Raw genomic sequence first — 21,316 nt, 5'->3', positions numbered from 1 at the left:
AATGCAAGCTTTCTCCGATGTCGAGAGCGAAGAACCTATGATCAGACCGGCAGGCAATTACACCAGTTTCATGGATATTGCCCTAGAAGAGGCCTCGGCTGCCGCTGCCCGCGGGGAAGTTCCCGTGGGTGCCGTGATCGTTCGCGACAACCAGATCCTTGGCCGCGCCGGCAACCGCACCCGCGAACTCTTCGATCCGACCGCCCATGCCGAGGTTCTGGCCATCCGCGAAGCCTGCAAGGCCACGGCGTCCGAACGCCTGATCGGCGCAGACCTCTACGTGACGCTGGAACCATGCGCCATGTGTGCAGGCGCGATATCGTTTGCCCGCATCAACCGGCTCTACTTCGCCGCCAGCGACGAAAAAGGCGGCGGCGTGTTGCACGGCGGCCGCTTCTTCCGCCAACCCACCTGCCATCACGTCCCGGAAGTCTATGAGGGCATCAACGCAGCTGCTGCAACGTCACTCCTGAAACGCTTCTTTGCGGAGAAACGGGCTGAGGGCCAGGAGCCGGAGCTGGACTAAGCCGGAAATGCAAAGAGGGGCGCGAGCCCCTCTCAAGTGATCATCTTGGATCCGGTGATCAGAACGGCCAGAGACGTCCCAGACCACCGCCACCGCCGCCCGACTTGCGCTTTGCTTCTCGAGCCTTGCGGTCTTCATCCTTGCCGATGTCGCCCACAGGTGCAGTCTCGGATGGCTGGCGATAGGTGAGCGGCGGCTCGCTGAGGTAACGGCGCGTCGTCGGATCACCCTGGTTGTTGATCTTCCTGCGGCGCAGCACTTCAGCACGCTGCTGCTCAGGCGACAGCTGGGAGAGATCCTGCAACTCTTCCGGACCGTTTGTAACGGGTAAGTCGCGCACTACCGGCGAACGGTAGCTCGGATCGTTCTGGTTCTCGGTCGCCTCAGTGCGGATGCGTGCGAGACGCTGTTCCGGGCTCTCCGGCCAGGCCGGATTGGTGGAGGAGGAAGCAATGTTCTCCTGCGGCGGAGGCAGCACAGCCGTGGTCGCTGGCTTTACCAGCGCGGGCCGCGGCTTGTAGTCGATCACTTCCTTGTCCTTGGGGCCAAGTGCGAGAACGCCGGTCACGTCCTCAAGCAGTCGCTGCTCGGAAGTCTTGCCCGTTCCATACGTGGCACCAGCGCAACCCGCCAGGGCAACAACAGACGCCGATAACACCGCATAGGCGGCTACGCGAAAAGCTCTCGCCCCGGCGAGACGCTGCGTGTTGCCAGTCCTGATGAACATCTACTCTCCTAACCCCTGCTCAAGCCGCTCTGGGGCCTGCCCTCGCCTTCTTCCCAAAGAATCCGACAAGAGAATGGCAATATAAGGCGCTTCTTATAGCAGCGGCGGCGTCTGTGCAACGCCGCCGCAATTCATAATTCGCCGCCTGCTGATTTCCACAGGGCGGAAACCTACTGTGCGAGCAGACCCTTAGCTGCCAGCTCCCGCAATGCCGCTGCATCGCGAGCGGAGACATCCGGATAGTCCGGATCGGAACCGACGTCATCCGTGTAGCGCCACGAACGCGCGCACTTCTGCCCGCTTGCGCGCTTGAACACGACCGCAACGCCCTTGACGTCTTCGCTGGTGAAAGCGTCAGCCGGAGCTTCATCCGTCCGTACTTCCAGACCGCTGGTGATGCTGATTTCAGCCAGATCCACACCCTCCACGGCCTCGGCGAGTTCCGCGTCGGTGATGTGGACGACCGGAGCAGCCTCGAGCGAGGAACCGATGGTCTTCGCCTTGCGCTCGATCTCCAGCGCGCCGGTGACAGCACGGCGAACCTTGCGGATCTTGTCCCACTTGGCTTCGAGAGCATCATCACGCCATTCCGCCGGAACATCCGGGAACTGCGCGAGATGAACGGAGACCGCATCCGGATAGCGCGACAGCCATGCCTCTTCCGTCGTGAACGGCAGCATCGGCGCAAGCCACGTGACCAGATGGTCGAACAGCTGGCGGACGACCTGAATTGCCGACTTGCGGCGCAGACTCGAAGGCGCATCGCAGTAAAGCGAATCCTTGCGGACATCGAAGTAGAACGCCGACAATTCGACGTTCATGAAGTCGATCAGTGCACGGGCAATGCGCTTGAAGTCGAAGTTGTCGTAGCCCTTGCGCACCAGCTCATCGAGCTGCGAGAGCCTGTGCAGCATCAGCCGCTCCAGCTCCGGCATATCGGCCAACGGCACGACTTCGCCATCGTCGTGGGCGAGTGTGCCCAGCATCCAGCGGATCGTGTTGCGCATCTTGCGATAGGCGTCGATGTTCGTCTGCAGCACGTTCTGGCCGAGACGCTGGTCATCGGCGTAGTCCGTGGTCATGACCCAGAGACGCAGGATATCCGCGCCCGACTTCGCCATGACGTCCTGCGGCACGACGACATTGCCGAGCGATTTCGACATCTTGCGGCCGTCCTCGTCCATGGTGAAGCCATGGGTGATGACAGTGTCGTAGGGAGCACGTCCACGCGTTCCGCAGCTTTCGATAAGCGACGAGTGGAACCAGCCGCGATGCTGGTCGGAACCTTCGAGGTAGACGTCAGCCGGCCACTTGAGGTCTGGACGGTCTTCCAGCGTGAACGTGTGGGTTGAACCGGAGTCGAACCATACGTCCAGAATGTCCTTCACCTGCGTCCAGCGGTCCTTGTCGTCGCGGCCTTCAAGGAAGCGATCCTTCGCACCTTCTGCGAACCACGCATCGGCTCCTTCAGCTTCGAAGGCGGCGAGGATGCGTTCATTGACCGTTTCATCCTTGAGGATGTTGCCATCCTCGTCCGCAAAGACGCAGATCGGTACACCCCAGGCACGCTGGCGGGAAATAACCCAGTCCGGCTTGTCCTGGATCATGGCGCGCAGGCGCGTCTGGCCGGCAACGGGCACAAAGCGCGTCTCATCGATAGCCTTGAGTGCACGGCTGCGGAGAGTCGTGCCGTCGCCGAGCTCCTTGTCCATAGGAATGAACCACTGCGGCGTGTTGCGGAAGATCACCGGCTTCTTGGAGCGCCAGGAATGCGGGTACTGGTGCTTCAGGCGGCCACGCGCAAACAGCATGTTGGCGCCGATAAGCGCCTCGATGACGGCCTTGTTGGCGTCGCCCTTCTTGCCATTGTCATCGATGACGCGCGCAGCTCCACCCTCGCGGTCCGGACCGAAACCCGGCGCATCCTTGGTGAAAAACCCGGCGTCATCCACGGTGAACGGGATGGCGGTGTCGATGCCACGAGCAGCAATCTCGCGACCCTTCTCCATCCAAACGTCAAAGTCTTCGCGGCCATGACCGGGCGCCGTGTGCACGAAGCCGGTACCCGCATCGTCGGTGACGTGATCGCCCGCCAGCATCGGAACCGCGAACTGATAACCGCCGCCGAAGCCCTTGAGCGGATGAGCGAGCGTGATCGCTGCCAGCTGGTCTGCGGTGAGACCTGCCAGGCGCTTGTAGCCAAGCTTTGCCTTGGCGAAGGATTCTTCTGCCAGCGCATCCGCAAAGATCAGCTTCTCGCCCGCCTGAGGTCCGAAATCGTTCTCGGCAGAGGTAACCTCGTAAAGGCCGTATTCAATGCGCGGTGAATAGCTGACCGCACGGTTGCCCGGGATTGTCCAGGGGGTCGTCGTCCAGATAACCACATGGCTGCCGGCAACCTCAGCAGGGCCTTCCACGACAGGGAACTTCACCCAGATCGTATCGCTCTCGTAGTCGTGGTACTCGACCTCGGCTTCGGCCAGTGCGGTGCGCTCGACCACCGACCACATGACCGGCTTGGAACCACGGTAGAGCTGGCCGGAGGTGGCGAACTTCAGAAGCTCGCCGGCGATGCGCGATTCCGCATGGAAGGCCATCGTCGTGTAAGGGTTCTTGAAGTCGCCTTCGACACCCAGACGGCGGAACTCTTCCGTCTGCACGCCGATCCAGTTCTTGGCGAACTGCCGGCATTCCTCGCGGAACTCGTTGATCGGAACTTCGTCCTTGTTCTTGCCCTTGGCGCGGTACTGTTCCTCGATCTTCCACTCGATCGGCAGACCGTGACAGTCCCAGCCCGGCACGTAGTTGGAGTCATAGCCGCGCATCTGGAACGAGCGGGTGATGACGTCCTTCAGGACCTTGTTCAGCGCATGGCCGATGTGGATGTTGCCGTTCGCATAGGGAGGACCGTCATGGAGCACGAACTGCGGACGCCCCTTGGCGTCTTCACGCAGGCGCTCGTAGAGACCCATGTCCTTCCAGCGCTGCACGAACTGCGGCTCGCGCTCAGGCAAACCCGCCCGCATCGGAAAATCCGTCTGTGGCAGGTAGAGGGTCTTGGAATAGTCCAGCTTCTCGGAAGTCTCGCTCATTATTTTCGCCGTATGGATTGCGATGACCTTATGGTCCCGCTGATGGTCATATCAGGAGATGGAAGCGCTGCGAGCGCAGATATCCCGACCTTCCCGGACCTTACGCCCTGTGGAAGATCGGGCCAGTAATTCGCAAAACAAGAAGGCTCATACCGGCATGCGTCATCATGCTGGGGCTTTTAACCGACGCCTGATCAAGAATAAAGCCTTTCTTGGGGTTTTGGTCCCCAGACCACCGCAGGGATCGTTTCCACAAGCCTCCACCACGATCATGCCGAAAAATAGATCAGGCGGCCAGGCCGCGTTAGGCTTGTGGATCACAAACGGAGATGCGTGAGATGACCCAGTTCATTGCCCACACAGCAGCGAATAATCAGCGCAAGAATCTAGCCTCCCAAAAAGATCCGCTGCAAGAACCAGAAATCAGGCTGACTACGCGGAAAACGCCTCAACAGATCCGAGAAATCATCGCTGTAGCTGAGAATTTCCCCCTGGAAAGGATCATTCGCCGGTATATCGCGGACAAGTGTGTCGATCCCGAAGTGGCAGCTTCGCATGCCCGAGAGCTCAAGCGGTTTCTGGCCCTTTCTGCGATCTACGATGGCCCGTTAGCTATGCGCGGTCCCGTGGACGATTTTTGGCACACCTTTCTGCTGTTCACTGAACAATATCACAGCTTCTGCAATGATGTTGCCGGAACCTTTCTTCACCATGTTCCCCATGCTGATGACGCGCCGTCGTGCAGAAGTGCGACAGATACTACAAGATTTAATTTGGCTTATGCTGCCACCTTTGGACAAGCGCCAGATGCTGCGCTGTGGCCTGAGGCGGGTTACTCTCCATGTTTGATATGCCTGGCACTCTGCGGTAGCCACAACTGTTCTGTAACGGCTGGTACCGCTCTTTGAACCATAGCCGTCTAAGGACGGATACGTGGACAGCAGCCTAAAACGTCAGATCCAGATCGAGCTGGGACAGCGGTCGCATGCCGGAAAGCAGCGCCCGGGCTTCCGCTTCGTCCTGCTTCATCTGCACGACCAGCGCATCGAGCCCGTCGAACTTGAGCTCCGGACGCAGGAAGCCGAAGAGCGAGACGGAGCAGACTTCGCCGTAGAGATCCCCCTCGAAATCGAACACATAGGTCTCGAGCAGCGGCTCACCGTCACTATCGACCGTGGGCCGTTTGCCGAAGTTCGCCACCCCGTCATGAACCGTGCCGTCGGGACGACGCAGGCGGACCGCGTAAATACCGTGGGCAAGCTCGACATCACCCGACAGCACCATGTTGGCCGTCGGAAAACCCAGCGTCCGGCCCAGCTTCTTGCCATGCGTGACTTCGGCTTCCACCGTGAACCGGTAGCCGAGCAGGCCTGCAGCCTCCGCCACGGAGCTTCCCGCAAGCAGCTTGCGGATGCGGCTTGAGGAAATCACCTCGCCGCCTTCGTCGGTGAAGGCGTCCACGATGCAGACATTGAAGCCCAGCCGCTGCCCGGCTTCCTTCAGTGTCTGCGAGGTACCGCCGCGGGCTTTGCCGTAGTGGAAATCATATCCGGTGACGATGCAACCGGCGCCCAGCTTTTCCGCCAGGATCTCGGTCTCGAAGACCTCCCGCGGTATGGCGGCGAAATCCCGGTCGAACTTCTGCTCAACGACCGCGTCGTACCCCAGAAGATCCAGCACCTTCGCCTTCATCGGCGCAGGCGTCAGCCGGAACAGCGGCACGTCGGGCTGGAACACCGAGCGCGGATTGGGCTCGAACGTCAACACCACAGCCGGCCTGTTATGCTCTCGCGCGATCTCCAGGGCTCGCAATAGCACCGTCTGGTGACCGCGATGAACACCATCGAAATTTCCGATGGCCACAACAGCCCCGCGCAGATGGGCGGGCAAAGCTTCAGCTCCTGAAATACGCAAGAAGTCGCTCATTGCCGTCTAACGAAGCCGCACGGTCGCAGCGACTGGCGTGAAGCCGTGCGACGCAAGGAATTTGGAAACACGCTCAGCGTCCGGCCTGCCGCCGTCGCCATATTCAGCCGCATGAATGCCATCCGTGACGAAAAGCACGTCAATCCCCATGTTTGCGGCGCCTTTTACATCGGTCATGACGCCATCGCCAATGGCTAGCGCATCCTTTGTCCCCAGCTCGCGGCCGAGAAGCTTGCTCGCGGTTGCAAGCGCCGCCTCATAGATCGGGTGATGCGGCTTGCCGGCAATCTGCGTCCGCCCGCCCAGCTGGCCGTATGCCGCCGCCAGCGCGCCTGCGCAGTAGATGATAGTGCCGCCGCGATCCACCACGATATCCGGATTGGCGCAGATCATCGGCAGGTCCCGTGCCCGCAGACGCTGCAGCATTTCCTTGTAGTCATCCGGCGTTTCCGTCCGATCGTCGTAAAGGCCGGTACAGACAATGCCGGAAGCCTCGAACTCCTCGACTACTTCAACGTCGAGCCCGTCATAGAGGCTCATGTCGCGGTCCGGACCTATGTGGAAGATTTTCCGCGGGCCAGCCGCGATCAGTTCGCGGGTCACGTCGCCGGAGGTGATGACGCAATCGTACGCATCATCGGCGACACCCAGCGAACGAAGCTGCTCCTCTACCGGCCCATGCGGACGCGGCGCATTGGTGATCAGCACCACCGCCTTGCCCTGACGCTTGACGCGCTGCAGGGCTTCCACCGCTGGCCCGAACGCCTCCACTCCATTGTGAATGACACCCCAAACGTCGCACAGAATTGCGGAATAGTTTTCCGCCAGTCCGTCCAGTCTGTCGATGATCTCGAGTGATGGCATGAATGGTCCTTGGCACTGCGGTAGAGGTTTGCCCGAATTTTGGGCATGGATGTGCGGAGGCATAGCGTAACACGCCCGCACTGTCACCCGGTTTGAGCAAAACATCCTCTTCGCCGTAACCCTTCATAAACCAGTCTTTTTGACCGTTTGGCCATTTAAGGAACGTATAAGCCGTTGCTCGGGTAGCACCTTTGGCAACGGGGGCTACGCCTCAGTGAAGTAAGTGGCGGGGTAGGTACATGCTACGGAAGTTTGTCCGCGACACGCGTGGCAACTTTGCCATGCTGTTGGCGATTGCCATGGTTCCGGTTCTTGGCGCTGTGGCGCTGGCGATCGACTATACGGAGATGAGCCGTCATCGTCAGGCGACGCTCAACGCCCTTGACGCCGCCAACATGGCGACCGCCTGGCGGCTGCTCAGCGGCGAGTCCGAAACCGAGGTGCGCCGTTTCGCGCAGGACTTCTTCGAGGCCAACCTCGGACCGGTAAAGGCTAAGAATGTGGTCCTGAGCGTGGAACTGCCGGACCAGAGCGCGGGCGGCAACACCATCAAGATGTCTGCCGACCTTCACTACGACCCGCTTTTCTACGGCGCCTTCCTCGCCCTGCTTGGCAAGGAAGATACGATCAACATCAAGCTCTTCGCCGAAAACGAAGTCCGCCTCAAGAACACGCTCGAAGTCGCGCTGGTGCTCGATAATTCCGGTTCGATGGATGAAAAGGGATCGGGTTCGGGCAAGAAGCGCCTCGATCTCCTCAAGGAAGCCGCCAAGCAGCTGGTCGACACACTTGCCGCGCAGGGCACCCTGATGAAGCAGGTGGACAAGCCGGTTCAGTTTGCCGTCGTCCCCTTCGCCGCCTCAGTGAATGTGGGTACGTCCAATGGCTCCGCGAGCTGGATGGACACGGAAGGCCGCTCCTCGATCCACCACGAGAACTTTGATTGGGGAACGATGTCCTCGTCCCTAAAGGTCGAAAAGGTCAATGGTGTCTACAAGAAAACGGGCACCGGTTGGGGGACGGCGCGCAACTCCATCGCGTCGCGCTTCTCTCTTTTCGATGACTTGAGGCGCAAATACTGTACGAAAAAGGACAACAAGGGAAATTGTACCACCTGGGCCGAAGCGCCGATGACGAGTTGGGCGGGGTGTGTCGAGATGCGGCCATATCCATACAACGTCGACAACACTGTGCCGACGACCGGCAACCCGGACACGCTTTTCGTTCCGATGTTTGCACCGGACGAGACTGACACGACGGCCAACGGTCGCCAGGCCTACAACAACTGGTGGTCTGACTTGCTCACGTCCGGCACCGCCGCCAATCGCCAGAAGTACATGCCCAAGTACTTCACCGCCAACGAAATCACCGGTTTCGCCGACGGTAAGGGTCCTAACCTCAGTTGCACCGTAACGCCCATCACGCCCCTCGCCGATGTGACGAAAACCTCCGGCGCCAACCAGATCAAGAACGCAATTGACGCCATGGTTTCCAACGGCGCCACCAACGTGCCAGAGGGAATTGCCTGGGGCTGGCGCGTGGTGTCCGGATCCGAGCCCTTCACCCAGGGCCGGCCCGATCGTGAGAAAGGCAATGACAAGGTTGTTATCGTTCTCACTGACGGTGCAAACACTTACTATACAGCATCAAGCCTGGCAGCACCGAACAAGCAGGCAGCAGCCGACGAAGCGAACAACAAATCGATCTACTCGAACTATGGTTACGCCTCACGCGAGCGCATCTTCGACGGAACCAGCGTCAGCAAGACCCACAACAATTCCAACTATACGAAGGCGATGAACCAGCACATGCGCCAGGTCTGCACCAATGCGAAGCAGGCGGGCCTCATCGTGATGACCGTGTCGCTGGATCTCAGCACGTCGAAAAGCGATGAGAAGGAACAGATCAACCTTCTGGAGGAGTGCTCTTCTGAATCTCGCGTCCGCCGCGACCAGAAGCTCTTCTGGAACACGACGGGAGCCGGACTTGCCGAAACGTTCCGCCAGATCGCCGACGAGCTCTCCAACCTGCGCTTTGTCGGTTAACACGCTTGATCGTGTATCTCCGCAACGCTGCGCACTTGTCGCTGCTGGCCTGATCGGTTAGGGAAACTCGCCGGATGTCGTTCATAGGGACGCATCTGGCGAAACCTCAGCATCTCAATGACTGTATCAGAGCGAAGACATGGCCGAAAAAGCAAACAAGGTGAAGGCAAGACTCCCGCGCGGGCTCGTTGACCGACACCCTGAGGACATCCGCGCCGTCGACGAGATGCTGGTGAAGATTCGCCGCGTCTACGAGCTTTATGGCTTTGAGCCCGTCGAGACGCCGCTGATTGAATACACCGACGCGCTGGGCAAGTTCCTGCCGGATCAGGACCGTCCGAACGAAGGCGTCTTCTCCTTCCAGGACGATGACGAGCAGTGGCTGTCGCTGCGCTACGATCTGACCGCACCGCTCGCCCGCTACGTCGCGGAAAACTACGAGCGTCTGCCCAAGCCCTACCGCAGCTACCGCAACGGCTGGGTATTCCGCAACGAGAAGCCCGGCCCCGGCCGTTTCCGCCAGTTCATGCAGTTCGATGCTGACACCGTTGGCGCGCCGCATGTCTCGGCAGACGCCGAGATGTGCATGATGATGGCTGACGTGCTGGAAGCCCTCGGCATCGCCCGCGGCGACTATGTCATCCGTGTCAACAACCGCAAGGTTCTGGACGGCGTTCTTGAAGCCATTGGCCTCGGCGGCGACGAGAATGCCGGACGCAGGCTCACGGTTCTGCGCGCCATCGACAAGCTCGACAAGTTCGGCCCGGAAGGCGTACGCCTGCTTCTCGGCAAGGGACGTCTGGACGAAAGCGGCGACTTCACCAAGGGCGCAGGTCTGGACGATGAAGCTATCGCCAAGGTCCTGAGCTACATCGAGACCGGCGAGATCGAAGACAACGAAGGCGTGCAGGAACTGCGCGAGATCGAAGCGCTATGCGCCGCCGCAGGCTACGACGACGGTCGCGTAAAGATCGATCCCTCCGTCGTGCGAGGACTTGAATATTACACCGGCCCGGTCTTCGAGGCGGAGCTGCTTGCCGAAATCCCGAACGAGGACGGCCAGATCGTCCGCTTCGGTTCCGTTGGCGGCGGCGGTCGTTATGACGGCCTCGTTTCCCGCTTCAAGGGCGCACCGATCCCGGCGACCGGATTCTCCATCGGTGTTTCGCGTCTCATGACGGCGCTGAAGAACCTCGGCAAGCTGCAGACGGTCGAAACCCAGGCACCCGTGGTGGTGATGGTGATGGACAAGGACATCGAAAGCCTTGGCCGCTACCAGAAGATGGTCTCCGACCTGCGTCAGGCGGGCATCCGCGCCGAGATGTACCTCGGCGGCGCCGGCATGAAGGCCCAGATGAAATATGCGGACCGTCGCGGCAGCCCCTGCGTTGTCATCCAGGGCGGCGACGAACGCGCCAATGGTGAAGTGCAGATCAAGGACCTCGTGGAAGGCATGCGTCTCTCCGAGGAGATCACCGACAACACCACATGGCGTGAAGCGCGCCCCGCGCAGTTCTCCGTGGCCGAAGGCGAGATGATCGAGGCGGTCAAGCGTGTGTTGGCAGCTCAGGCGGAAGACAGGCTCGCCTGACAATCGCCGCCCGCTACGCCATGAATTGCGTATAATCAACGGCTTGGATCATCTCGGCCCTCAAGCTGGGATGATCTGATCGAAACCATCCGGTGACGCGAAAGGCCTCCGTTCGATGAGTTCTCGCTATCCAACCTTTGCTGCGGATATTCTCACGCTGTTTGAAGCGCGGGACGTGGCGCTGACGCATGTCGACATCCTGCAGCCCGCTGATCCGTTCCTGGACATGGCAGGCGAGGACCTGCGCCGCCGGATCTATCTTACCGAAAACGAGACCGGTCAGTCGCTCTGCCTGCGTCCGGAATTTACCATTCCTGTCTGCCTCGATCACATCTCCAAGCGCGCTTCGACGCCGCGCCGTTATGGCTACCTTGGCGAAGTTTTCCGCCAGCGTCGTGAGGGTGGCACGGAGTTCTTTCAGGCGGGCATCGAGGATCTGGGTTCCGCCGACCGGCCGGAGGCTGATGCCCGTTCGCTTGCCGACGCGCATGCGCTGCTCACAGCCGTTCTGCCAACCGAACCGCTGACCGTAACTGTGGGCGATCAGGCAATTTTCGAGGCGGTTTTGTCGGCTCTCGGACTTCCCCGCGGTCTGCAGAAGCGCCTGCTCCGCGCGTTCGGTTCGCCCGAGCGTCTTGACGCCACGATCAACGAGTTCCGGACGCCGCGCACGTCGCAGCCCCTGCCGCCGGAAATCGCCGCTCTTGTACAGAAGGATGACGAGGCCGAACTCGTCGCGCACGTGGAGAGCCAGATGGTGGCGATGGGCCACTCCACCTCGGCGGGACGGCATCCGCAGGAGATCGCCCGCCGTCTGCGCGAAAAGCGGCAGCTGGACAGCCTGACGCTCTCCGAAGGCGCACTGAACGCCCTTCGCAACTTCCTTGCGCTCCGGGTCGAGATCGGCACCGCCGTCGATACGCTCGCGGCCTTCGCCAAAGACTCTGGCATCGCGATCGATCAGGCGCTGGACGAGTTTGAAAAGCGCAACAACGCAACGGTGAAGTCCGGCGTTCCATTGGACAACATTCACTACGACGCCGGCTTTGGCCGTCCGCTCGACTACTATACCGGCTTCATCTTCGAGATCGGGTCGGATCGCTTGTCTCAGCCACTCGTGGGCGGCGGCCGCTACGACCGGCTGCTAACGCTGCTTGGGGCAAAGGAAACCATCCCCGGCGTCGGGTTCTCGGTCTGGCTCGATCGGGTTGAAAGCTTGCGGGAGGCGCGCTCATGACGATTACCCTCGCCCTCCCCTCCAAGGGACGCCTGAAGGATGAAGCAATCGCCCGCCTTGCCAGGGCCGGCTATGCGGTGGCCCAGCCCAAGGACGATCGCAGCTACAGCACGACGGTAGATGGTCATCCTGGCATCGACGTGAAGTTCATCTCGGCTTCCGAGATCGCTCGCGAGCTCGAGGTCGGCAACGTCGATCTTGGCGTCACCGGCGAAGACCTGATCCGCGAGACCATTCCGGAGTGGGATCAGAAGGTCGCGATCCGCGCTCGCCTCGGCTTTGGCCGCGCCGACGTGATCGTCGCCGTGCCGGAAGTCTGGTTCGACGTCTCCACCATGGCCGATCTGGACGACGTGGCCGCCGACTTCCGCCAGCGTCATGGCCGCCGCCTGCGCATCGCGACCAAGTACTGGCGCCTGACGCAGCAGTTCTTCTCGCAGAAGCATGGTATTCAGGTCTACCGCATCGTCGAAAGCCTCGGCGCCACGGAAGGCGCTCCGGCAGCCGGCTCCGCCGATATCATCGTCGACATCACTTCGACCGGTTCGACCCTCAAGGCAAACCACCTGAAGATCCTGAACGACGGCGTGATCCTGCGCTCCGAAGCCTGTCTCGTGGAATCCCTGAAGGACCGTTCAGACGAAGACGCTCAAACCATCGCGGCAATGACTGCCGCGCTGAACCGGTAAACACACCGTTCGACGTTATATCGCGGGAGCCGCTCAGCGCTCCCCACGAGCCTCCGCGTTCGATTTGAGAGCGCCCAGGCACACGTTTTGCGAGCTTGTGCTACCACTGCGTGTTGAGCTTCCTGGGATCATCTCAGTGTTTCACAGAAACGCTTTGATGATCTAAGCCATTGTCTTAACGCAATTCCGGACGGAAAACCGGTTCCCACTTTTCGTGGGATTGCTCTAGCTTGCCAAAGGGCGAACCACGCGGTTCAAAGCAAACAAGCTGGACCCTTCGTGCTTAGACGGGCTCAGCATGAAGGTGGTAGCACCCGCCATCGAACCACTTTCGCTCCCGCTCCGCTCACGCACGCAACGCATCCGTGCCCCGTCACACCTAAGCCTGTTTCCTCTCCCCTTCTCCTTCTCCTCGTCTGTTCGCTCCACCTACTCATCCACCACGCGAAGCCTGAGCTGGCCTGACCCGAGTGGCGGGACAGATGGTTCCAGCTCCCGCTCCTCCGGTCCATCGTCCTTGGCCGAGGCGGTGGGTCCAAGCTCCAGCGCCTCAATCCGGCTGCCGCGCTTGGTGATTTTGTCGGCAGAGGTGATGATCAGGTCGACGTCCTTTTGCGCGGAGAAGAAGTGCCCCTGCAGCTTGCGCACGCGATCGTCGAGCCGCGACACGTCAACCATCAGCTTCGAGACTTCCGACTGGATGAGGTGCGCCTGCTCGCGCATCCGTGCATCCTTCAGCACCGACTGGATCACCTGGATCGACAGCATCAGCAACGATGGCGACACGATCACGACGCGAGCGCGATGCGCCCGTTGCACCAGCGCTTCAAAGTTCTCGTGGATCTCGGCGAAGATCGACTCCGACGGCACGAACATGAAGGCCAGTTCCTGCGTCTCACTATTGAGCAGGTATTTTTCGGAAATCGCCTTGATGTGGACCTCGATATCCCGGCGGAAGGCCGCCTCCGCGACACGACGCGCGTCCGTGCCTCCCTCACCGTCGGCGGCAGCCTTGATGGCGTTCCACGCTTCCAGCGGGAATTTCGCATCGATCACCAGCGGCGGTGCGCCATTCGGCATTTTGATCAGGCAGTCGGGACGGCTGCCGTTCGACAACGTCGCCTGAAACTCATAGGCGTTTGACGGCAGCCCATCGGCAACAATCGCCTCCATCCGCGCCTGGCCGAAGGCTCCACGCGTCTGCTTGTTGGCAAGAATCTGCTGCAGCTGCACCACCTGCCCGGCGAGGGTCTGAATGTTGTTCTGCGCCGTATCGATGACGGCGAGCCGCTCCTGCAGCTTCGTCAGGTTCTCATGCGTCGCCTTGGTCTGCTCGGTGATGGAGGTGCCAAGGCGATTGCTCATGCCGTCGAGGCGCTCCGACAGCGCCTTCGTCAGCTCCGCCTGCCGTGAACCGAAGATTTCGGCCATTGTCCCAAGCCGCCCGTAGAGCTCCGCCTGAGTGCGGCTGACCTCACGCATCCGCTCTTCCGTTTCACGCGCTCGTTCCGCTGCTTCTGCCGCAGCCAAGGCCCGCGAACGTGAGGCTCGCACCATCACCACGACCGTGCAGATGAGCAGCAGGAGCATGGCCGCACCCGCCACCCAGGCGATGTGCCCGACGGTCAAAGTCGCCGAGCCAAAGCGCGCGACAGGAATGGCAAATAGTGAAACGGAATCCATCATTCCCCCAACGTAGACGATTCCGAGCTCCAAGAGAAGATCAAAACGAGAACAAAATACGGCAGTGCAGAACGAGTATATTGACGTCAAGAAGCGGAGCTATTACCTCACGCGCATGACCATAAGACCTCTCGTTCTTCTCCCAGATCCGTTGCTCCGTCAGGTTTCCAAGCCGGTGGAGCGTATTGACGACGAACTGCGCAAGTTCGCCGACGACATGCTTGAGACCATGTATGACGCGCCGGGCATCGGCCTGGCGGCCATCCAGGTCGGCGAGCCGTTGCGGATGCTGGTGCTGGACGTCGCGGAAAAGGACGAGCCCAAGAACCCGCAGATCTTCATCAATCCCGAGATTGTGAAGGCCAGCGAGGACGAGTTCAACGTGCACGAGGAAGGCTGCCTCTCCATTCCTGAATACTACGCGGAAGTGGAACGCCCCGCCCGCATCATGGTGAAGGCACTTGGTCTCGACGGCAAGGAAAAGCTCACGGAGGCCGACGGTCTGCTCGCGACCTGCCTGCAGCACGAGATCGACCATCTGAACGGCGTTCTCTTCATAGACCATCTGTCGAAGCTGAAGCGCGACATGGTGATCCGCAAGTTCAAGAAACTGGCGAAGGACCGTCAGGCGCCGCTGGTCGGATAATCAGCGCGAACACCGGCGTTCCGGCGGCTGGCGCAACACGGGCTCCCAAAAGGGGCCATCGATCAGCCACACAGATGCGCGAAACGCAAACGGAACTCCCATCGGGAAAGATGAAATGCCTTTACGCCTGATATTCATGGGAACGCCTGAATTTTCCGTGGCGACGCTGCAGGCGCTTCACGCCGCCGGGCACACCATCGTTGCCGTTTACTCCCAGCCGCCACGCCCGGCTGGTCGTCGTGGGCTGGAACTGACCAAGTCACCGGTTCATCAGGCAGCCGAGAAGCTGGGCCTTCCCGTCTTCACCCCCGTATCGCTGAAGAGCGAGGAAGAGCAGCAGAAGTTCCGCGATTTCAACGCGGATGCGGCGGTGGTTGTGGCCTATGGCCTGCTGTTGCCGAAGGCGATCCTCGAGGGAACGAAGCTTGGCGCTTACAACGGTCATGCGTCGCTGCTGCCCCGCTGGCGCGGCGCTGCTCCGATCCAGCGCGCCATTATGGCGGGCGATTCTGAAACCGGCATGATGATCATGAGAATGGACGAAGGACTGGATACCGGTCCCGTCGCGCTTACCCGCATCGTCCCCGTCGGAAAGGATACGACAGCCGGTCAGCTTCACGACAAGCTGATGGAAACTGGCGCCTCGCTCATGGTCGAGGCCATGGCAGCGCTTCGCGATGGCGAAGGCAGCCTGACGCTCACGCCACAGTCCGCGGAAGGTGCGACCTACGCCCGCAAGATCTCGAAGGAAGAGACGCGGATCGACTGGCTTCGCGATGCACGCGACGTCCACAACCACATTCGCGGCCTTTCGCCCATGCCCGGCGCCTGGTGCGAGATGGAGCTTGGCGGCAAGCTGGAGCGTGTGAAGATCCTCCGCTCGGCCCGCGTCGATGATATGGGCGGCACGCCCGGCGAGGTTCTGGACGATCTGCTGACCATCGCCTGTGGCTCAGGCGCCGTGCGCCTGCTTGAACTGCAGCGCGCGGGCGGCAAGGTGGTAACTGCCGCCGACTTCCTGCGCGGCGCGACGGTCGACAAGGGCCACCGGGTCCAGTGAACACCTCTCAGGGATATCGCTGATCCATGCCCCGCTATCGCATAGATATAGAATACGACGGCACCCCCTACGCGGGATGGCAGCGGCAGGCTGGACAGCCGACGGTCCAGGAGGCGATCGAGCGGGCCGTTCTCGCCTTGAGCGGCGAGGAGATTACGCTGAAGGGCGCCGGCCGCACGGACGCAGGCGTTCATGCCCTGCATCAGGTCGCGCATTTCGACCTCCTGAAGAACCTGCCTGACCGCAATATGCGCGACGGCCTGAACGCGCACCTGACCCTGGCGCAGGAGACTGTGTCCATCCTCGCGGCGGCACAGGTGGATGATACGTTCGACTCGCGCTTCTCAGCCAAGGCGCGCCACTATCTCTATCGCATCGGCAATCGGCGGACGCCCTTCGCGCTCGATCGGGAACGGGTCTGGCACGTCAAGAAGGAGCTTGATGTGGAGGCGATGCAGGCGGCCGCCGACCGGCTCATCGGCCATCATGATTTTACCACCTTCCGCTCGGCCCACTGCCAGTCGAAAAGCCCGCTGAAGACGCTCGACCGTCTGGATGTGACCCGCATCGGCAATGAGATCGAGGTTCGCGCCTCGGCTCGGTCGTTCCTCCACAATCAGGTCCGCTCGCTCGTGGGCACGCTGAAGAAAGTGGGCGAAGGCAGCTGGACTCCCGACGATGTGCAAGAAGTGTTGGCAGCTTGCGATCGCACACGCTGCGGCCCGGTGGCTCCGGCGCACGGTCTCTATCTGATCGGGGTAGACTACTGACGGCGGGCTACAGTCCCTCGATCTGGACTCCCAGCAGAGACTGCAGGAACAACAGGACCGTCACCGACGCGACGACCATGGCGAAGAACACGCCGGTTCCCACTGCCGGGCCCCTGCCGATTGCAGCGACCGTCACCCGCCATGACAGGAACAGCGTCACAAAGAAGAGAATGAGCGACAGCAGCACCGAGATCTCTTCCAGATGGGGAAAAAAGATCTGCAGGAGCGTGGGTGGCAGCATCATCCATGCCACCAGCGCCGTAGCCCAATTGGTTGCCACGACATAGTGCACGTAGCGGTCGGCGATCCGAACGTAGGGAGCGACGACGCCAAGCGCCACAAGTGGAAGGACCCATGCGCCGACGTTGGAAACAACGAGGCGGGCCAGAAAATCGAAGCGGGAGCCTGGCAGAAGCATCAGCGCTTCCGCCTCGTTGGCAACGGTCAGCCAGCTGATGAGCAGGGCGGGGAGCGCGACCAGGATGGCGAAGAAAGAATTCCAGAAACCGTCAACCGAGATATCGAGCAGTCTCAGGCCATCTTGCCGGCCGGTCATCAGACGCCAGACCCCATAGAAATAGAGCTGGATGTCTGCGCCCCATGCCGTCATGCAAACCAGTCCTCAAGGAACCGCAGATAGACCTGCGTCAGAAGCTCAAGGTCGGAAACGGCGACCCGTTCGTCAACCATGTGCATCGTCTGGCCGACGAGGCCGAATTCCACGACGGGACAGTAGTTCTTGATGAAGCGCGCATCCGAGGTGCCACCTGTGGTGGAAAGCTCCGGCGTCTTGCTCGTTACTGCGGCAATGGACGAGCTCAGCGTGTTGATGAGCTTCTCATCATGCGTCACGAACACCTGGCACGGTACGCCTTTCCAGAGGAGCTGGAATTCGACCGGGTTGTCCCGGCCGGGACGTAGCGTCTTGTCCTGCGCTGCCGCATTGAGCCGCTTCTCGATCTCTGCCTTCAGCGTTTCAACCGTCCACGTGTCATTGAAGCGGATGTTGAAGACGAGTTTCGCCTGCGCGGGAATGACGTTCGATGCCGGATTGCCGACATCGATCGAGGTGATCTCAAGGTTCGTCGCAGGGAACTGCGGTGTTCCGTTGTCGAGTGGCGGGTTCATCAGCGCCGCTGCAAGCATCGTCAGCCCACGCACAGGATTGTCCGCCAGGTGCGGGTAGGCCACATGGCCCTGCCGGCCCGAGACGGTGACCTCGCCCGTGAGCGAGCCTCGCCGTCCGATCTTGATCATGTCGCCGAGTTCATTCGGGCAAGTGGGTTCACCAACTAGCGCCGCGTCCCACGCCTCGCCCTTGGTTGCAGCCCAGTCGAGAAGCTTCACCGTGCCGTTGACGGCTGGGCCTTCCTCGTCCCCGGTGATCAACAGGGAAACCGACCCTTTCGGCTGACCGTGCTTTTTCACATAGCGCGCAAGTGCCGCGACGAAACAGGCGATACCGCCTTTCATGTCGACGGCGCCGCGCCCGTAGAGCACGCCGTCAGCGATCATGCCTTCGAACGGCGGATGCGTCCATGAGGCTTCATTGCCGGGCGGCACCACGTCCGTATGACCGGCAAACATCAGGTGCGGACCTTCCGTCCCCAGCCGCGCATAGAGGTTCTCGACCGTCGCTTCGCCTGCGGCTTCAAAAACGGGGCGTTCAACCGACAGGCCGAGTGGAGCCACCATGGCTTCAAGGGCCGACAATGCGCCGCCTTCTGCCGGCGTTACCGACCGGCAACGAACGAGAGCAACGAGATTGGCGATGGGGTCAATCGGAAGTGTCATTTCATATCAATTAGTTCAAAGCTGCATCGATGTCACGGGTGCCGCGCGATCGCTCTGACTACCTTCTTGAATTTGTAACGGAACCGAAACGGTTTGCTTGCCTGTCGCCCGGATAAAGGCACAGGACAAAGAATGTGATGATCGAAAGCACTGGGATAAAGAGAGCAATCGCGAAAAAGCCCTCCCTGTTGAAATCGTGCAGGCGCTTCACCGACAATGCCACATGTGGCCATAAAGATCCGGCCAGCACAAGCAGGAAGATGGCGCTCCAGGTGGCCGCGGCCTCGCTGCCTTCTGGAACCAGCAACAGCCGGTAATAGGGAAATACCTGCGCAATGCCTACCAGCAGGCTTGCGAGAAAGTACACCCAGCGGCTGACCCGGCCGGAGAAGCTGAAGAAAAGCCAGATGTAGTTGTTGCTGCTCACGACCATGTCCCTGTGCATCGGGAGGTTTAGGAGCCCGATGCACGTTCTGTATCAGAGTAGTCTCATTGCGCCCAGTCTGGGATGCCGGGATCCGGGCCGTGGGCGCCAGACCGGTCGAACTTAGTCGCGCAGCAGCTCGTTGATGGCCGTCTTGGAGCGGGTCCGCTCGTCGACGCGCTTGACGATCACTGCACAATAAAGGTTTGGACCGGGCTCGCCATTGGGAAGCGGCTTGCCTGGCATCGTGCCGGGCACGACGACAGAATATTCCGGAACCTCACCCTGGAAGACTTCGCCGGTCGTCCGGTCGATGATCTTGGTGGACTGGCCGAGGAACACGCCCATGCTGAGCACGGCGCCCTTGCGAACGATCACGCCTTCGGCAACCTCGGAACGTGCGCCGATGAAGCAATCATCCTCGATGATCGTCGGAGAGGCCTGCATGGGCTCCAGAACGCCGCCAATGCCAACGCCGCCGGAGAGGTGAACGTTCTTGCCGATCTGCGCGCAGGAACCAACGGTCGTCCAGGTATCGACCATCGTGCCCTCGCCCACATAGGCGCCGAGGTTTACAAAGGAGGGCATCAGCACAGCGCCAGGCGCGATGAAGGCGGAGCGGCGTACAACTGCGCCCGGAACGGCGCGAAGACCTGCGCGTTCGAACTCTGCAGCGCTCCAGCTATCAAACTTGGAAGGAACCTTGTCCCACCACACGGCGTCGCCGGGACCTCCCTTGATGACTTCCATCGGGTTGAGCCGGAAGGAAAGCAGCACGGCCTTCTTCAGCCATTGGTTCACGAGCCACTGGCCGTCTTCCTGGCGCTCCGCAACGCGAGCCTTGCCGCTATCCAGAAGGTTGAGTGCCTCTTCCACCGCCTCTCGCGTCTCGCCGCGCGTATCGACGGTGATCTGTTCACGTTCGTCGAAGGCTTTTTCGACGAGTTTCTCGAGTGTGGCGATATCCGATGTAGTCATTAGCGAACTGTCTCCGCTATAGGAGCTCTTGAGGCTACTATGTTTGAGTTTCTGATTGCTTGGCCGGGCCAAGCCGGCCGGACCCTATGCGAACCGCAGAACCGGGTCAATTGTGCAATGCGTTTGACCAGAGATGAATGAAGGACGGCGAAAAATGAAACCGGAAGACGACAACAACTGGACCCCGCTGCCCCACTCGGACGAAGACCTGAAGCGCGCGCGCAACGTTCCCGATACACCGCAGACGAGGTCATCGACCTACCGGCTGGCATGGGACGACGAGCACTTCATGACTCGACGCGAGCTCCGCGCCGTCCGCCTCCAGCTCGAACTGCTGAAGCCGGAGATGATGCTGACCGAGCGGGGCATCCGTTCTACTGTAATCATGTTCGGCGGCGCCCGCATCCCCGAGCCGGGTGGCGAAGCCTGGGCCGCGAAGAATGAAGTCCAGAAGAAGAACCTTGAGGCAAACAGCATCTACTATGAGGAAGCTCGGAAGTTTGCGCGCCTATGTTCCGAGCATTCAGCCAAGTCTTACTACCGTGAATACGTAGTAGTGACGGGCGGCGGCCCCGGCGTTATGGAAGCAGGCAATCGCGGCGCAGCGGAAGTTGGAGCACCGTCTATCGGCCTCAATATTGTACTACCGCACGAGCAGGCGCCGAACCTGTACGTTACGCCAGAGCTTTGCTTCAACTTCCACTATTTCGCAGTCCGCAAGATGCACTTCATCATGCGCGCGAAAGCGGTGGTGGTTTTCCCCGGCGGCTTCGGCACCATGGACGAACTCTTTGAAACTCTGACACTAATCCAAACGGGGAGGATGGATCGAGTGCCGGTTATCCTGTTCGGCCGCTCGTTCTGGGAGCAGGCGGTTAACATTCCTTTCCTTGCTGAACAGGGAACAATATCTCCTACCGACAGTGAACTGTTAACATTCGTGGATACAGCAGAGGAGGCATGGCAGGAGATCACGACATTTTACGAATTATGACACATAATTCGACGCCCTCTACGTATAAATACTTATTCTAGCAAACGGGAACTGATCACAATTACTATTGCTTAATAATTTAACATTACTTATCATCAGTACACTACGGGACGGGGAGAATTGGTTATGGTGACGCTCAGGCCACCGCAGCGTATTGCGCGCGTGTTAACCTCCTTCGACACTGCACTGATGCTTGACACGGTCCAGGAATGTCTGGAGGGAGTTATCGGGAATACTCTGCTTACGCACGTCACATTTAACATGATGGAA

Annotated in this window: 19 protein-coding genes; 10 read left to right on the top strand and 9 right to left on the bottom strand. The window is 60.5% G+C overall.

Going from position 1 to position 21,316, the window contains the following annotated elements; translation table 11 throughout:
* Nucleotides 1-37: 37 nt before the first annotated feature.
* Nucleotides 38-526 (top strand): nucleoside deaminase, encoded by a 489-nt coding sequence (locus tag IEX27_RS13340; protein WP_244630366.1) that lies wholly within the window; start codon nucleotides 38-40, stop codon nucleotides 524-526.
* 58 nt (nucleotides 527-584) lie between these two features.
* On the opposite strand, the gene IEX27_RS13335 is transcribed toward IEX27_RS13340, so the two are convergent.
* Together IEX27_RS13335 and ileS are read right to left on the bottom strand one after the other, a co-directional pair.
* Complete coding sequence (locus IEX27_RS13335) at nucleotides 585-1,253, bottom strand: hypothetical protein (RefSeq protein ID WP_188721570.1); 669 nt, start codon at nucleotides 1,251-1,253, stop codon at nucleotides 585-587.
* A gap of 170 nt (nucleotides 1,254-1,423) precedes the next feature.
* Entirely contained in the window at nucleotides 1,424-4,345 is a 2,922-nt protein-coding gene (gene ileS / locus IEX27_RS13330; RefSeq protein ID WP_188721569.1) for an isoleucine--tRNA ligase, read from the bottom strand.
* A gap of 338 nt (nucleotides 4,346-4,683) precedes the next feature.
* Between ileS and IEX27_RS13325 the strand changes: the two genes are divergently transcribed.
* Nucleotides 4,684-5,253: a glycine-rich domain-containing protein gene (locus IEX27_RS13325; RefSeq protein ID WP_188721568.1), complete on the top strand. Its 570-nt coding sequence runs from the start codon at nucleotides 4,684-4,686 to the stop codon at nucleotides 5,251-5,253.
* A gap of 37 nt (nucleotides 5,254-5,290) precedes the next feature.
* Here the strand turns inward: IEX27_RS13325 and IEX27_RS13320 are convergent, their stop codons facing one another.
* Nucleotides 5,291-6,271 (bottom strand): bifunctional riboflavin kinase/FAD synthetase, encoded by a 981-nt coding sequence (locus tag IEX27_RS13320; RefSeq protein WP_188721567.1) that lies wholly within the window; start codon nucleotides 6,269-6,271, stop codon nucleotides 5,291-5,293.
* Nucleotides 6,272-6,277: 6 nt separating this feature from the next.
* Entirely contained in the window at nucleotides 6,278-7,135 is an 858-nt protein-coding gene (locus tag IEX27_RS13315) for a TIGR01459 family HAD-type hydrolase (protein ID WP_188721566.1), read from the bottom strand.
* A 239-nt stretch (nucleotides 7,136-7,374) separates the two neighbouring features.
* Here IEX27_RS13315 and IEX27_RS13310 point away from each other — a divergent pair, with 239 nt between their 5' ends.
* From IEX27_RS13310 to hisG, 4 genes are all read left to right on the top strand, one after another.
* Nucleotides 7,375-9,180 carry a TadE/TadG family type IV pilus assembly protein gene (locus IEX27_RS13310; RefSeq protein ID WP_188721565.1) on the top strand — a complete coding sequence of 602 codons (1,806 nt, stop codon included), beginning with the start codon at nucleotides 7,375-7,377 and terminating at the stop codon, nucleotides 9,178-9,180.
* A gap of 139 nt (nucleotides 9,181-9,319) precedes the next feature.
* On the top strand, nucleotides 9,320-10,771 hold the full coding sequence (gene hisS / locus IEX27_RS13305; RefSeq protein WP_188721564.1) for a histidine--tRNA ligase: 1,452 nt from the start codon (nucleotides 9,320-9,322) through the stop codon (nucleotides 10,769-10,771).
* Nucleotides 10,772-10,886: 115 nt separating this feature from the next.
* A complete protein-coding gene (locus IEX27_RS13300; RefSeq protein WP_188721563.1) occupies nucleotides 10,887-12,008 on the top strand; it encodes an ATP phosphoribosyltransferase regulatory subunit in 1,122 nt (373 codons plus the stop codon).
* On the top strand, nucleotides 12,005-12,697 hold the full coding sequence (gene hisG, locus IEX27_RS13295; protein WP_188721562.1) for an ATP phosphoribosyltransferase: 693 nt from the start codon (nucleotides 12,005-12,007) through the stop codon (nucleotides 12,695-12,697). Before IEX27_RS13300 ends, hisG begins: the two co-directional genes overlap by 4 nt.
* A gap of 429 nt (nucleotides 12,698-13,126) precedes the next feature.
* On the opposite strand, the gene IEX27_RS13290 is transcribed toward hisG, so the two are convergent.
* Nucleotides 13,127-14,380 carry a DNA recombination protein RmuC gene (locus tag IEX27_RS13290; protein WP_188721561.1) on the bottom strand — a complete coding sequence of 418 codons (1,254 nt, stop codon included), beginning with the start codon at nucleotides 14,378-14,380 and terminating at the stop codon, nucleotides 13,127-13,129.
* Between the two features lie 115 nt (nucleotides 14,381-14,495).
* Between IEX27_RS13290 and def the strand changes: the two genes are divergently transcribed.
* From def to truA, 3 genes are all read left to right on the top strand, one after another.
* Nucleotides 14,496-15,026, top strand: coding sequence for a peptide deformylase (def, locus tag IEX27_RS13285; RefSeq protein WP_188721742.1), 531 nt, complete (start codon nucleotides 14,496-14,498; stop codon nucleotides 15,024-15,026).
* Nucleotides 15,027-15,141: 115 nt separating this feature from the next.
* Nucleotides 15,142-16,086, top strand: coding sequence for a methionyl-tRNA formyltransferase (gene fmt, locus IEX27_RS13280; protein WP_188721560.1), 945 nt, complete (start codon nucleotides 15,142-15,144; stop codon nucleotides 16,084-16,086).
* Between the two features lie 26 nt (nucleotides 16,087-16,112).
* Entirely contained in the window at nucleotides 16,113-16,856 is a 744-nt protein-coding gene (gene truA, locus IEX27_RS13275) for a tRNA pseudouridine(38-40) synthase TruA (RefSeq protein ID WP_188721559.1), read from the top strand.
* A 7-nt stretch (nucleotides 16,857-16,863) separates the two neighbouring features.
* Here truA and IEX27_RS13270 read toward each other — a convergent pair whose 3' ends face one another.
* From IEX27_RS13270 to dapD, 4 genes are all read right to left on the bottom strand, one after another.
* Entirely contained in the window at nucleotides 16,864-17,466 is a 603-nt protein-coding gene (locus tag IEX27_RS13270; RefSeq protein ID WP_188721558.1) for a transporter, read from the bottom strand.
* Entirely contained in the window at nucleotides 17,463-18,650 is a 1,188-nt protein-coding gene (dapE, locus tag IEX27_RS13265; protein ID WP_188721557.1) for a succinyl-diaminopimelate desuccinylase, read from the bottom strand. Before dapE ends, IEX27_RS13270 begins: the two co-directional genes overlap by 4 nt.
* A gap of 58 nt (nucleotides 18,651-18,708) precedes the next feature.
* The gene (locus IEX27_RS13260; protein WP_188721556.1) at nucleotides 18,709-19,083 is read right to left on the bottom strand and encodes a DUF805 domain-containing protein; all 375 of its coding nucleotides are present in this window, start codon (nucleotides 19,081-19,083) and stop codon (nucleotides 18,709-18,711) included.
* A gap of 114 nt (nucleotides 19,084-19,197) precedes the next feature.
* Nucleotides 19,198-20,052 carry a 2,3,4,5-tetrahydropyridine-2,6-dicarboxylate N-succinyltransferase gene (dapD, locus tag IEX27_RS13255; RefSeq protein ID WP_188721555.1) on the bottom strand — a complete coding sequence of 285 codons (855 nt, stop codon included), beginning with the start codon at nucleotides 20,050-20,052 and terminating at the stop codon, nucleotides 19,198-19,200.
* A 154-nt stretch (nucleotides 20,053-20,206) separates the two neighbouring features.
* Between dapD and IEX27_RS13250 the strand changes: the two genes are divergently transcribed.
* On the top strand, nucleotides 20,207-21,046 hold the full coding sequence (locus IEX27_RS13250) for an LOG family protein (protein WP_188721554.1): 840 nt from the start codon (nucleotides 20,207-20,209) through the stop codon (nucleotides 21,044-21,046).
* Nucleotides 21,047-21,316: the final 270 nt, after the last annotated feature.

The sequence above is a fragment of the Nitratireductor aestuarii genome (genome assembly GCF_014641695.1).
Taxonomy (GTDB): Bacteria; Pseudomonadota; Alphaproteobacteria; order Rhizobiales; family Rhizobiaceae; genus Chelativorans; species Chelativorans aestuarii.
Note: the sequence above shows the minus strand (reverse complement) of the source record. Positions and strands in the feature narration are given on the sequence as shown.